This window comes from Roseisolibacter sp. H3M3-2, from assembly GCF_029211165.1.
In the GTDB taxonomy this organism is placed as follows: domain Bacteria; phylum Gemmatimonadota; class Gemmatimonadetes; order Gemmatimonadales; family Gemmatimonadaceae; genus Roseisolibacter.
Map to the genome: position 1 here is coordinate 1 of NZ_JARGEK010000783.1, position 608 is coordinate 608.

At 78.9% G+C, this 608-nt stretch carries 1 protein-coding gene; it reads left to right on the plus strand.

The window, feature by feature from the left end:
* The coding region (locus tag PYV61_RS26385) for a phospholipase D-like domain-containing protein (protein WP_275836866.1) at positions 1-608 on the plus strand (608 nt) is incomplete at both ends.

A 608-nucleotide genomic window follows, 5' to 3' on the forward strand; every position in this document is an offset into this window, starting at 1 on the left:
CCGCCGGGGGCGCTGCGCCCGCGCGCCGCGCCGGCCGGCGGCACCGCCGTGCGCGTGGTCGCCGGCGAGCCGTGGACGGGCGGGCTGCTGCGCCTCGACCAGCTCATCGCCGCCTCGGCGCGCGAGTCGCTGTGGCTGACCGACGCGTACTTCGCGGGCACGCCGCCGTACGTGCAGGCGCTGCTGGCCGCGGCGCGCGACGGCGTGGACGTGCGGCTGCTCGTGCCGGGCGGCACCGACATCCCGCTCCTGCGCCCGCTGTCGCGCGCCGGCTACCGCCCGCTGCTCGAGGCCGGGGTGCGCGTGTACGAGTGGAACGGGCCGATGCTGCACGCCAAGACCGCCGTCTCCGACGGGCGGTGGGCGCGCGTCGGCTCCACGAACCTCAACCTCGCGAGCTGGCTCGGGAACTACGAGCTGGACGTGGTCGTGGAGGACGCGGAGTTCGCCGAGGCGATGGCGCGCGCCTACGCGCAGGACCTCGGCAACGCGACCGAGATCGTGCTGGAGCGGCGCCCCGGCCCGGTGCCCCGCCTGCGGCTGCAGCCCGCGACCGGCGAGGTCCCGCGCGAGCGGCGGCGCGGGCGGCGGGACCGGCGCGGGCACGG